Origin of the sequence: Nostoc flagelliforme FACHB-838, from assembly GCF_014698065.1 — a bacterium.
Taxonomy (GTDB): Bacteria; Cyanobacteriota; Cyanobacteriia; order Cyanobacteriales; family Nostocaceae; genus Nostoc; species Nostoc flagelliforme_B.
This window is the reverse complement of the sequence record NZ_JACJSI010000011.1, coordinates 139973-151501: the sequence shown is the minus strand read 5'-3', so window position 1 is coordinate 151501 and position 11529 is coordinate 139973. Positions and strand designations below refer to the sequence as shown.

Below are 11529 nucleotides of genomic sequence, written 5' to 3'. Positions count from 1 at the left end.
GGTTGCTGGGATATGCTTTACTCATGTCACTCTCTCGGTACTGTTTATTATCTATTCACAGCTTATACTGAGAGAGCTTTTTTACACCTTTTCCGACTTTTCAAACATCCTCTAAGACGGCAGGGACTGCCACTTTAATTCCACCTACGAAAAAAAGTAAAATGCCAACTAAGACACTGCTAAAGCTAGCGGTGGTAAGTAAGCTAATGAGTTCTTTACGCCCTTGAGCTGCTTTGCGCTTTTGGGCTAACTGTTCTTTGAGGCTAAGGGTAGAAGTTTCTTTTTTAGCCTGCTTTTTTAAGTTTTTAGATTGCTGAGATTTTGATTTGAATTTTGGCATAGTGGCGCCGTAGCCTATCAGCCTCGGAAAATATTATATTATAGTTGACAAATCTCTTTGGATTGCTGTAATTCGTATAATCCAAATTCATCTTTAATGGATTAATTTAAGAATTTGCGATTAAAAATACTAAATTCCCATCTTTTTGATAATTCAAAAAGATTTTCTCCTGTTTCCAAAATATAAAACGCGAAATTTAGGTGAGGTTTGATTGCAAACTGATTTAACGCATCTTTCAAATAATTGTGTAACACGCTCCCAGGAGTTAGAAACTTGTGCACTTTTTAATAGGATGACAAAAACAAGCACAGAATTATATGAGAATGAATAGTTAAGAATTCGATGTAGATAATAACACGTTCAGACTGATGCTAGGACTAATTATGGTGCAATATGCTTGCTGTTAGTGATATTTTGCCCCGCAAGTTCCCCTAACTACAATACCGTTCGGTTAAAGAATTTCTTAGTTGAGGCAGGCTGATCGGATATGAGCTAAGAATACAAATGTCACAGCTTCTACATCTAACCAAGGCTGGTTAATTTGTAGAAGCCGTGATGGAACTTAGGGTTTTTTAAAGCTGAGATAATAGTTAATTTAGTCCATCAGATGTTGCTGGACTTGCGAAACTAATTCATTTGTCCAGTAGTTGGTAAGTTCAGCATTGGCTGCTTCCACCATTACTCTGATGACTGGTTCTGTGCCAGAGGCACGAACCAAAATTCTGCCGGAATCACCCATTGCAGCTTCAGCAAGAGCGATCGCTTGTTGCACTGGTTGACAATCTTGCCATCCTAAACGGCGATCGCGATCAACAACTCGCACGTTCCGCAATAATTGTGGATAGGTCTGGAAGCTTTGATCTACTAATTCGTTCAAGGGAACACCCGCCTGTTTCACCAAAGCTGCTATATGTAATGCTGTTAACAAGCCATCCCCAGTAACAGCATAATGACGGCAAAGTATATGACCTGATTGTTCGCCGCCTAGCATTCCACCAGTCCGTAGCATTTCGGCTTGCACGTATTGATCGCCGACTGCGGTACGAATTAAGTTACCACCAATCTGCTGCCAAGCTTTCTCAAAGCCTAAGTTGGCCATGACTGTAGATACAATCAGGTTGTCTGGCAATTGTTGGTTTTGTTGCAAGTGGCATCCCCATAAGTAGAGAATGTAATCGCCGTTAACTTGCCTGCCTGTATTGTCTACTGCTAAGACGCGATCGGCATCGCCATCGAAGGCAAAGCCGATGTCGGCGTTGTGTTCTTGTACTGTGGCTGCAAGAATATCTAGGTGGGTGGAACCGCAGTTAACATTAATGCGATCGCCATCTGCTTCGTTATGCAAGCAGATTACCTCTGCCCCCATTTCTGTAAATACTGATGGTGCTAAACCAACTGCTGCTCCCCACGCCAAGTCTAAAGCAATCTTCATTCCCTGAAGATTTAGGCCATTGTTCAGGGGTTTTTTCAACGCTTCACTATAATGCCCCACTAACTCAAAACGTGAGTAATGCCGTCCGCAATTACTGACTTTAGCGATCGGTGATATCTTGCCACGCAGTCCCGCTTCTATTTCTGCCTGCAATATTTGCGGTAACTTTCCACCATTAGCACTAAAAATTTTAATCCCATTGTCTTCTGGGGGATTGTGGCTAGCAGAAATCATCACTCCGCCGATGGCATCAGTGATGCTGGTGAGATAGGCAATGCAAGGAGTGGGGCATAATCCCAAATACCAAACCTCTAACCCTGCTGCTGTTAACCCTGCACTCAAAGCCATTGCCAGCATATCGCTGGAGTTTCTAGAGTCCTGTCCGAGAATGACTGGCCCTACTTGAGTTGCATAGTTACGTAAAACAATCCCTGTCCAAAAACCAACTTGCAATGCTAGGGGCGCACTCAGTAATTCTCCTACTCGTCCGCGAATCCCATCTGTGCCAAATAAAGGATTTGCTGGTAGCGGCATTAAATTCAGTCCAAAACTGCTCTCAATCCCTTTGCCCAATCCTTCAGCTTCGGAAGCAGAACCTCCAACAATGCCCGATGTCCGAGTTATAGATGAAACCATATTTTTAAACACTCCACACAATCACACTGAAAAATAGCACTTAAGACTTTATTCAGCAATTTTGACATGCTTTTTCTCTTTAGAAATTCATTCTCGATCAAGCTATCTTTACGTAAACATACTGAATTTATGTCTCTTTTTTTGTAAATTGTTCATAAAGTCAGTATTGGTTTTTACGTTATCAGTAAAGTCTCCACATCTTAGCTAATTATTCCTTTTATGCAATCAAATTTAGTCTTGATTTTTATTTGTACTAGTTCACACTTCGCAATACTACTAATCAAAAAATATGTAATAAATATTACCCTCGTTTCATCACCAGTTTTTTTAGCAAAGCTGAGAATGAAAGTAAAATTTAGCTAATAACAACAAAAAATCAAAACACCGAAATGTAAAACTCTATTCTTTTTGTCTTATCGCGGTGTAAAACACTACAAAATTCTCGCAGCTTAAAAAATTTTAATATAAACTCTCATCAAATAGTTTTAAGGTAACTTTTTAATGGCTTTTTTAGCCGTTAGTGAATTAAAACTCCGGCAGTTAACTTTTTAAAGTTGAGAAATTTAGCATGAGCAGCAATTTAGCAACCAAATTACGTGTAGGCACTAAGAAAGCCCACACAATGGCAGAAAATGTAGGTTTTGTCAAGTGCTTTTTAAGAGGAGTAGTCGAGAAAAACTCTTACCGGAAACTTGTTGCTAACTTCTACTTCGTCTACTCAGCGATGGAAGAGGAAATGGAAAAGCACCGCCAGCACCCTATTCTTTCTAAAATTAACTTTCCTCAGCTAAACCGCAAGTATACCCTAGAGCAAGACCTGAGTTATTACTTTGGTGCAAACTGGAGAGAGCAAATTAAGCTATCTCCCGCAGGTGAAGCTTATGTAAAGCGCATCCGAGAAATATCTGCCATAGAACCCGAACTGTTAATTGCTCATTCATATACTCGTTACTTGGGTGATTTATCCGGGGGACAAATTCTCAAAAATATTGCTGTAACGGCGATGAATTTGTCTGATGGGCAAGGAACAGCTTTTTATGAGTTTCCAGAAATTCCTGATGAGAAGGCATTTAAAGCGAAATATCGGCAGATTGTGGATGAATTACCCCTTGACGAGGCTACAACCGATCGCATCGTTCATGAAGCTAACGCTGCCTTTGGTGTAAACATGAAGATGTTCCAAGAATTGGAAGGCAATTTAATCAAGGCAATCGGTGTAATGGTGTACAACAGCCTTACACGACGTCGTACACGCGGCAGCACTGAACTCGTCACTGCTGAGTAAACTTTATTAAGTAAAATGTTGTAAATCTAGGGGCAAGCTTCCTGGGTTCACCTGAATTAAATCAGGCGAGCGCGGGGATGTTACCCCTACTGCTGTTTGTTAGCAATCGTGGCTATTATGTTGTAGCTTGTTAAGCTCTTGTGCAGCGTGTTGATAACCAGGATTCAGTCTAAGTGCTTCCTGAAAAGCAGCGATCGCTTCATCGTTTCTATCGCTGTAGTTAAATAATATATACTTACCTAGTCTGTAGTAAATACCAGATATCGGCTTCGGCTGAACTTTAGCAGCAAATTGGCGAAAAACAGCCATAACAGAGGAAAACCCATGCTTGTCATATATTGCTTCACCAGTAATTAAACAGGTTTGAAGGTGCTCATTAAGTTGAATTACTTGATAACAAATAGCTAAAGCTTCATCTAGTTTCCCCTGTTGTATGAGTGCAGTAGCTAATATTCTGTATATATATTCATCAGTACACCCATTGGGTTCAAGAGCAATTACTTGACGAAATGCAGCGATCGCTTCTTCTGGTTTTTGTATATCTAACAACCACATTCCTAAATCAGTGTATATCTGAACACTAGGTTCGATGAGGAGAGCTTGTTGATAAAATGTCAACGCCGCTTCTGTTTTATTCTTATAAGATAATAGCTTTGCTAATCTCACATAAGCTAGAACATCATTAGGTTTTTGTTTGATTACCGATAGCCAAAGGACTTCTGCCTCCTGGTAGTTTCTTATGTTCTCAGCATATTTTGCTTGTTTTATCAACAGCTTAATAGTTTTAGCAGAATTCATTTGCGGTAATCTTACTAATTTCTATCTACAGGCTATATAAACCCTGCTTTCTAATCTAGTCAGCGATCAGGGAAAATATAAAGAGGTACAATTAATTAAATAATGGCAACAAAAATTCCTGTCACAGTGATCACAGGCTTCTTAGGTAGTGGAAAAACCAGCCTAATTCGCCACTTGCTACAAAACAACCAAGGACGCCGCATTGCCGTTTTAGTCAATGAATTTGGCGAACTCGGTATTGATGGCGAATTGTTAAAATCCTGTCAAGTTTGCCCGGAAGATGGTGAGGGCGATAGTAATATCTTTGAATTAACTAACGGCTGCTTATGCTGCACCGTGCAGGAAGAGTTTTACCCGATGATGCAAGAGTTAATCAAGCGGCGGGATAGCATCGACTGCATTTTGATTGAAACCTCTGGTTTAGCCTTGCCAAAACCGTTGATTAAAGCTTTTCGCTGGCAAGAAATTCGTAACGCCGCCACTGTGGATGCGGTGATTACCGTGGTAGATTGTGCGGCGGTTGCAGCAGGGACATTTGCTAGCAATCCAGAGGCGATCGCAGCCCAGCGCCAAGCAGATGATAATCTAGAACACGAAACACCCTTGCAAGAACTGTTTGAAGATCAACTTGCTTGTGCAGATTTAGTGGTGTTAAATAAGATTGATTTGGTAGATGCCGAGACAAAAGCCAGAGTTGAGGAATTGATTAAGCAAGAATTGCCCAGAGTGGTGAAGATTGTCGAGAGCAATGGTTCTCAACTAGATGCATCTATATTATTAGGATTCCAAGCCGCAGTCGAAGACAATTTAGATTCTCGCCCTAGTCATCACGATAGCGAAGAAGACCACAATCACGACGAAGAAATTATCTCAACTAATTTAATTTTGGATCGTACATTTGACCCAGAAAAGCTGCAACAGCAGTTGGAGAAATTAGCACAAGAACAAGAAATTTACCGGATTAAAGGCTTTGTCGCAGTGCCAAATAAATCTATGCGCCTAGTGATGCAAGGTGTAGGAACCCGATTTGATAAATTTTACGATCGCCCCTGGAAACCTAAAGAAGCTCGGCAAACCCGCTTAGTTTTCATCGGCCGTGATTTGAAGTCTTCAGAAATAGAATCACAACTTGTAACTTTATAAATATACCCAGATCCCCGGCTTCTTTGAGAAGTCGGGGGTCTATACCCTGAGAGTTACGAGTTATGAATAACTAGTTAATTCAAAACAAATAATCACTGAAAATTCTTCACATTACAAAAATATGACTATCTCCCAACTATTTAACGTCGCTAATCTTTTTGTATTGCCATTTTGGGCATTGATGATTTTATTGCCAAACTGGAAAGTTACACGACAGATAATGTCATCATACATACCATTTGTGATGTTAGCCGGGGCGTATGTATATTTGTTTATCAACAGTATTACACCAGAAAATGCCCAAGCTTTATCGAATCCCCAATTAGCTGATATCGCTAAATTTTTTGCAGATGAAACGGCTGCTGCAACGGGTTGGATTCATTTTTTAGTGATGGATTTATTCGTTGGTCGCTGGATTTATTGGGAAGGACAAAAAACAGGTATTTGGACAATTCACTCCCTGTCTTTGTGTTTGTTTGCTGGCCCTTTGGGACTACTATCTCACATCTTGACTGACTGGATTGCTAAAACATTTTTCCCGAACTCTCAGCAGAATGAAGCGGTGACGGTAGGAGAAAAAGCTGCGTCATAAGCTGGTACATAGCAGAGTAGTGTATCTGTACTACTCTGCTGCTTGTTATTCTTGTTAGGTAAATTGATAATGGATAATCAGTTTACTTCCATTACCAATTACTTGGTTTGAAAATAGTTAAGCGTTGCCTTGTCTATAGTCAGCATCTAACCAACAGCGTGGTAGAACTTCACCTGAAGGAAAAACGAGATTTTCTTTTTTAAAACTTTCAGGTTGCTGTTCTTCTTGACCTTCTTGGTCTTTTGCGTGAACAACATCATTATTTGGGTCAATTAATTCCTGAATCTCAACAATCTTAACCAATTCGCCACTATCTTTGACTTGTAAAAGCATAGAAATTGCCTCAATGAGTTTGCATGAAAGTTCAAAGCGAGTCTCAACATAAACTCGCTCAAATCTAAACTGATTTTGAACGCGGAGATTCCTTAATTGTTAAAGGAAATTCTTATCAGATATCCACACACAAATTATACGAAGTTAGTTTGTGTGTATCTGTAAAGTTCATTTTTATAAAATACATACAGCAAACAAATACCTAATTTCGAAGCAAAATCGAACCAGGAAATGCTGATTAATAAAATTGTCCAACTAAGATAATTTTGGTTTTAGCGATTAGAAGTCACGTTGATATTTTTCCAAAATATCTACTAAAGTTACTTGGCATTGCAGGGGTAGTAAATCAATTAAAGGAACTTCACGTTTTCCGCCGCCAATTTTTACTGGAATCGATCCCAAGACTTGTAAAACTCGGTCTTCATTTACAGTGTTGGAAGTAATTAAAGGATACAGTTGCTCGGCAACAACTGTATGCAGTTTGGCATTGGATAAATAAAGATGCCATTTGGCAACGTCTATGTATACGTTTTCGCCAATTTCGGCTGCTAGGGCTTCTAGTAGTTCTGTGGTGTTAGTCTTAGCCATAAAAATAACCCTACATTAAGAAAAAGTGCGAAATCTCAGGCTTTTTTACATTATGGCTCAATTAACAGCCTAATCCTACTACCAGAGGTTACAATCGCCCCAGCATGAGTAATCCATCTTCAGGTGGATTTTGGCGGAGTTTCGGTGTAGTTAGCGATCGCACTAATATAAATCAGATGCACCAACAATATTACAGTCCAACTTAAAGTTACCCAAGGCAGCCACTCCCAAGTAGTGCTTTTCAAGATGTGGAAAAACCACAAGCCAGAATTGATAGTAGCAGCGATCGCTACATGCACGGCAAAATTCATCCGGTCATCGATCTTGCGGTAATCAGGGTCTTTGCGATCGGGTTTACGAGGCCAACGAGGAGGCATAAATATTTATTACAGATTTAAATACACCCTACTCATTCTAAGGTTTTTGGGGCAGTGGTTGCTATTAGACCCTTACAACCAGTCATAATCGAATTAAAATTGCTCTGGTAGTGAATAATCTCCTGATTTACCGCCACTCTTACTTATTAAACGAATCGATTCGATTTGAATCGACTTTTCCAAGGCTTTTGCCATATCGTATAAAGTCAGGGCAGCCACAGAAACCGCAGTTAAGGCTTCCATTTCTACACCAGTTTCAGCTTTGGTTTTGACTGTAGCTTGAATTTGATAACCAGGTAGATGCGGATCGGGTATGATTTCGACTGCGATTTTTTGCAGAGGCAAGGGATGACACAGGGGAATTAAAGTGGCTGTTTGCTTGGCTGCCATAATCCCAGCTAATCTTGCAGTTGCCAACACATCCCCTTTTGGGACATTTCCGGCTTGAATGGCGGCGAAGGTGGCTGGCAGCATCCGCACATTGGCAGCAGCTACTGCTTGGCGAATAGTTGGTGCTTTATCAGACACATCTACCATCTGCGCCTGTCCTTGATAATCTAGATGGGTTAAGTTGGCAAAATTAGATGAAAAATTATCTTGCGCCATTTGATTAGAACGTGTTAATATAGATTGTCGGTGAGGGCGTGTAGCTCAGTGGACTAGAGCACGTGGCTACGGACCACGGTGTCGGGGGTTCGAATCCCTCCTCGCCCGTTTTTTAAAGTCAAGAGTTGAAAGTTAGGAGTGAGAAGTTAAATTTCATCAGTCCTAACTTTTAAATTTTTTAAGGCGTAGGCATCTGGAGCTAGACCTAGTGCAAAGCGGAAGGAGTTGGATAGGTTTTTGCTCGAGTGGGTGAGGAAAAGGACAAGTGCAACAGAAGTCATCGCAGCACCGTAGCCAAACATATCGCGGTAGCCTACCCCTTCGGCAATAATACCCAGAAGAGGAGCAGCGATCGCAATTCCCAGGTCAAGCCCAGCTATACATATAGCAAAAATTTGCCCTCGTTCTTGCGGCTGGGAGCGGTCTGCCATCATTGTGATCATCATGGAGATGAGTGTACCACCACCAGCACCTTCAGCGATCGCAGCCAGTAAGAAAAACATCGCGCTGTTAGCTTGCCACAGCAGTATTAACGCAAAAACGTAGCAAAAAATACCAAAAGTAATAAACAAACCACGACCGAAGCGATCGCTTGCCTTACCAGCAAACACTCTGATACTAAAACTAGCAATTGCCGCAGCTGTAAAAAACAATCCGCCGTTGAAGTCCACATCAGTGGATTTGAGGAATAATGATACAAAAGTATGTACAGCACCAACGGACAAACCAACCAGCAACATAACTATGGTTGGAACTCTTACCCGTGGACTAGCCAAAACTTGCCAAAAATTACGTAGGCGTAGCCCGTCGTAGACATCATCTGCCTCTGTTTGTTCTCGTGTTTGCACTGGCGGATTAGTAACTTGTATAATCCCCAAGAGAGCAACAAAACCCAATTCGGCAGAGAAGAGAAATAATATCCCGTAACCACTTGTAGCTTCCAAATACCCACCCAAGGCAGGGCCAATTGCTAAACCAAGGGGAGTTGCTAAGGTCATGTAACCAATGATTTCGCCACGAGTTTCGGCGGGAGCTAAATCTGCGACTAAGGCACTGTAGCCAGTAGTAAAAGCGGCAACACTAATGCCGTGGAAAATCCGCACCAAGATTAATAGCCCAAGAGATTGGGTTGCCAAGTAACCAAAGGGTGCGATCGCCGCTACTATCGTACCAATCAACAAGACACTTTTTCGACCACGTTCATCAGCTAACCGTCCCAACATTGGGCGGGATAGCAATAACCCAATGGCGAAACTGCCCATAACAATCCCAATTTCTTGCTTACTTGCGCCCACATCATCGATGTAAAGCGGTAGTGTTGGTAAGAGCAAAGACAGGCTCGACCAGAATAATAAACCTGCCGTAAATAAAACAAGCAGGTTGAGTCGCAGCTTGGCATCAAAGGTATTAAATGCTTTCAAGGTAGATGCAATTTAACTAGTTTTTTGTCATTTGTCACTTGTCATTTGTCTAGAGTCAATCAATATTTACTCTTAACTATTTACTAATGACCAATGACTAATGACTATAGCGGTTCCCATTCAGATGCGGTACAAGATTAGATTATATTGCGAGGGTAGGGGCACGGCACTGCCGTGCCCTTACGGGTGTACCTTACGTAAACGAGAACCGCTATAATGACCAATGACTACTATTGTTACCTTACTTAACATTTTTTGCTACCACCTCTCGCACCCGATAGATAGGTCGTCCTTGAGATTCATGATATGTACGCATGAGTAATTCTGCTAAAAGACCGAAGCAAAACAACTGCACTCCTGTTAGTAGCAGGAGAACTGCTAAAATCAGTAAGGGGCGATTGCCAATCATCTCGCCTAAAGCCAATTTGACAAAAGTCAAGTAAATTCCGATCGCAGTTCCCGAAAACATTGAAATCAAACCCAACAGCCCAAAAACGTGCATCGGACGGGTGAGGAATCTTTTCATAAACAGGATGGTTAACAAATCCATCAATACCCGGAATGTTCGCCAAATTCCATATTTGCTATGACCAAAGCGACGGGCGTGATGACGCACGGGTATTTCAGTAATTCTCGCTCCTTCGATGTACGCCAAAGCAGGTAAAAATCGGTGTAATTCTCCGTAGAGATTCATATCTGCCAAAAGTTCTGCACGATAAGCTTTCAGCGAACAACCATAGTCATGAATATTCACGCTAGTAGTACGCCGAATTAGCCAATTGGCAATTTTTGAAGGAAGTAACCGATTTACAGCACCATCTTGGCGTTTTTGCCGCCAACCACTTACCAAATCGTAACCCTCATCCAACTTTGCTAATAACATGGGGATATCAGCCGGATCATTCTGGAGATCAGCATCTAAAGTAACGATCGCTTTACCGACTGCATAATAAAATCCAGCAGCCATCGCCGCAGTTTGTCCATAATTGCGACGCAAAATCACCGCCTTTAAATCTGTGCGGATTTGCGCCTGTTCTTTGAGAAAATCCCCGGAACCATCTGTAGAACCATCATCTACACAAATGATTTCATAATTTACCTGACTAGAAGATAAAGTAGATGCGATCGCTTCTAGTAAAAGCGGCAAACTTTCTACCTCATTATGTATCGGCACCACCACCGAAACATCTGGAACAATTGCTGAAATTGCCCCATTTTCCCCCATCACCCCTTGTTCAACCAACCCACTCCTCATAAGCCTCAGCGCCCTCAGCGTCTCTGTGGTTCGTAACTCTTAAAAACTCTACCAGCACCCCGCACCTGCTGATAGTAAGACTGACTAACAGCATCTCCCTGTTCCGAGAGAACATCAATCCCAATCCCATCCCGTCCCTGATCTTTTCCAGAACTATGGATATAATAACCATCCGCCAAATAAAGCCCGACATGAGTTGCTTTTTGACTAGTTCCAAAAAATACCAGATCCCCGGCTGCTAATTCTGCAATAGTAATTGGTTGAGTGAATCCTTCCTGTTGATAGGCATCTCTAGGTAGCCAAATACCCACCGAAGCAAACGCCGCCTGCATCAACCCAGAACAGTCATAGTTTGGCCCAACCGTACCACCCCAAAGGTAATAATTGGATTGCTGCATCGCTTTTTGGGTAAAGGCGATAACCTCCGCTAGGAGTTTTTTAATTTCAGATTCAGAAAATATTGCAGCCTGATAGGGTACAGTAGCAGGTTGTAATGAATCAAAATCTGAAAGAGATAACCATCCCGGATAGTCATCTTCACATAAATACACCTCAACTGCTAAATTTTGATAATTTGATGTTACCCATAAATGTCGTCCAGAGGCGGCTTGAGTTGCTAAACGCGTACATTCAGGAGAATCATATAAATTCAGGCCAGTTAAACACTGATACTCCCCTGATTTTGGATTTTGGATTTGTGATTTTAAATTAAAGGACATTATT

At 41.4% G+C, this 11529-nt stretch carries 13 protein-coding genes and 1 tRNA gene; 4 read left to right on the top strand and 10 right to left on the bottom strand.

Annotated elements, in window-relative coordinates:
- Positions 1-100: 100 nt before the first annotated feature.
- The gene (locus H6G97_RS08785; protein WP_190940251.1) at positions 101-340 is read right to left on the bottom strand and encodes a hypothetical protein; all 240 of its coding nucleotides are present in this window, start codon (positions 338-340) and stop codon (positions 101-103) included.
- Positions 341-935: 595 nt separating this feature from the next.
- A complete protein-coding gene (gene glmM, locus H6G97_RS08780) occupies positions 936-2408 on the bottom strand; it encodes a phosphoglucosamine mutase (protein ID WP_190940250.1) in 1473 nt (490 codons plus the stop codon).
- A gap of 568 nt (positions 2409-2976) precedes the next feature.
- Between glmM and H6G97_RS08775 the strand changes: the two genes are divergently transcribed.
- On the top strand, positions 2977-3693 hold the full coding sequence (locus H6G97_RS08775; protein ID WP_190940249.1) for a biliverdin-producing heme oxygenase: 717 nt from the start codon (positions 2977-2979) through the stop codon (positions 3691-3693).
- Positions 3694-3792: 99 nt separating this feature from the next.
- Here the strand turns inward: H6G97_RS08775 and H6G97_RS08770 are convergent, their stop codons facing one another.
- A complete protein-coding gene (locus H6G97_RS08770; protein WP_190940248.1) occupies positions 3793-4491 on the bottom strand; it encodes a tetratricopeptide repeat protein in 699 nt (232 codons plus the stop codon).
- 102 nt (positions 4492-4593) lie between these two features.
- Here H6G97_RS08770 and cobW point away from each other — a divergent pair, with 102 nt between their 5' ends.
- Together cobW and H6G97_RS08760 are read left to right on the top strand one after the other, a co-directional pair.
- On the top strand, positions 4594-5634 hold the full coding sequence (cobW, locus tag H6G97_RS08765) for a cobalamin biosynthesis protein CobW (RefSeq protein ID WP_190940247.1): 1041 nt from the start codon (positions 4594-4596) through the stop codon (positions 5632-5634).
- Between the two features lie 121 nt (positions 5635-5755).
- A complete protein-coding gene (locus tag H6G97_RS08760) occupies positions 5756-6226 on the top strand; it encodes an ABA4-like family protein (RefSeq protein ID WP_190940246.1) in 471 nt (156 codons plus the stop codon).
- Between the two features lie 117 nt (positions 6227-6343).
- Here the strand turns inward: H6G97_RS08760 and H6G97_RS08755 are convergent, their stop codons facing one another.
- The 4 genes from H6G97_RS08755 to moaC form a co-directional block, all read right to left on the bottom strand.
- Positions 6344-6559 (bottom strand): acetyltransferase, encoded by a 216-nt coding sequence (locus H6G97_RS08755; protein ID WP_190940245.1) that lies wholly within the window; start codon positions 6557-6559, stop codon positions 6344-6346.
- A gap of 279 nt (positions 6560-6838) precedes the next feature.
- Positions 6839-7147: a DUF3181 family protein gene (locus H6G97_RS08750; protein ID WP_190940244.1), complete on the bottom strand. Its 309-nt coding sequence runs from the start codon at positions 7145-7147 to the stop codon at positions 6839-6841.
- Positions 7148-7266: 119 nt separating this feature from the next.
- Positions 7267-7524, bottom strand: coding sequence for a 2TM domain-containing protein (locus H6G97_RS08745; protein ID WP_190940243.1), 258 nt, complete (start codon positions 7522-7524; stop codon positions 7267-7269).
- Positions 7525-7617: 93 nt separating this feature from the next.
- The gene (gene moaC, locus H6G97_RS08740; RefSeq protein WP_190940242.1) at positions 7618-8130 is read right to left on the bottom strand and encodes a cyclic pyranopterin monophosphate synthase MoaC; all 513 of its coding nucleotides are present in this window, start codon (positions 8128-8130) and stop codon (positions 7618-7620) included.
- Between the two features lie 34 nt (positions 8131-8164).
- On the opposite strand from moaC, the gene H6G97_RS08735 reads away from it, so the two are divergent.
- Positions 8165-8238, top strand: a tRNA-Arg gene (locus tag H6G97_RS08735).
- A 38-nt stretch (positions 8239-8276) separates the two neighbouring features.
- Here the strand turns inward: H6G97_RS08735 and H6G97_RS08730 are convergent.
- From H6G97_RS08730 to H6G97_RS08720, 3 genes are all read right to left on the bottom strand, one after another.
- Positions 8277-9551 (bottom strand): MFS transporter, encoded by a 1275-nt coding sequence (locus H6G97_RS08730; protein WP_190940241.1) that lies wholly within the window; start codon positions 9549-9551, stop codon positions 8277-8279.
- A gap of 241 nt (positions 9552-9792) precedes the next feature.
- A complete protein-coding gene (locus tag H6G97_RS08725) occupies positions 9793-10806 on the bottom strand; it encodes a glycosyltransferase family 2 protein (protein WP_190940240.1) in 1014 nt (337 codons plus the stop codon).
- 14 nt (positions 10807-10820) lie between these two features.
- Positions 10821-11525, bottom strand: coding sequence for a C40 family peptidase (locus H6G97_RS08720; protein ID WP_190940239.1), 705 nt, complete (start codon positions 11523-11525; stop codon positions 10821-10823).
- Positions 11526-11529 lie beyond the last annotated feature (4 nt).

What these genes read in the sequence shown, in the direction of transcription:
- H6G97_RS08720 (WP_190940239.1), bottom strand. Translation starts at nt 11,525, where the DNA reads ATGTCCTTTAATTTAAAATCACAAATCCAAAATCCAAAATCAGGGGAG.
- H6G97_RS08745 (WP_190940243.1), bottom strand. Translation starts at nt 7,524, where the DNA reads ATGCCTCCTCGTTGGCCTCGTAAACCCGATCGCAAAGACCCTGATTAC.
- moaC (WP_190940242.1), bottom strand. Translation starts at nt 8,130, where the DNA reads ATGGCGCAAGATAATTTTTCATCTAATTTTGCCAACTTAACCCATCTA.
- H6G97_RS08775 (WP_190940249.1), top strand. Translation starts at nt 2,977, where the DNA reads ATGAGCAGCAATTTAGCAACCAAATTACGTGTAGGCACTAAGAAAGCC.
- H6G97_RS08785 (WP_190940251.1), bottom strand. Translation starts at nt 340, where the DNA reads ATGCCAAAATTCAAATCAAAATCTCAGCAATCTAAAAACTTAAAAAAG.
- cobW (WP_190940247.1), top strand. Translation starts at nt 4,594, where the DNA reads ATGGCAACAAAAATTCCTGTCACAGTGATCACAGGCTTCTTAGGTAGT.
- glmM (WP_190940250.1), bottom strand. Translation starts at nt 2,408, where the DNA reads ATGGTTTCATCTATAACTCGGACATCGGGCATTGTTGGAGGTTCTGCT.
- H6G97_RS08760 (WP_190940246.1), top strand. Translation starts at nt 5,756, where the DNA reads ATGACTATCTCCCAACTATTTAACGTCGCTAATCTTTTTGTATTGCCA.
- H6G97_RS08750 (WP_190940244.1), bottom strand. Translation starts at nt 7,147, where the DNA reads ATGGCTAAGACTAACACCACAGAACTACTAGAAGCCCTAGCAGCCGAA.
- H6G97_RS08725 (WP_190940240.1), bottom strand. Translation starts at nt 10,806, where the DNA reads ATGAGGAGTGGGTTGGTTGAACAAGGGGTGATGGGGGAAAATGGGGCA.
- H6G97_RS08755 (WP_190940245.1), bottom strand. Translation starts at nt 6,559, where the DNA reads ATGCTTTTACAAGTCAAAGATAGTGGCGAATTGGTTAAGATTGTTGAG.
- H6G97_RS08770 (WP_190940248.1), bottom strand. Translation starts at nt 4,491, where the DNA reads ATGAATTCTGCTAAAACTATTAAGCTGTTGATAAAACAAGCAAAATAT.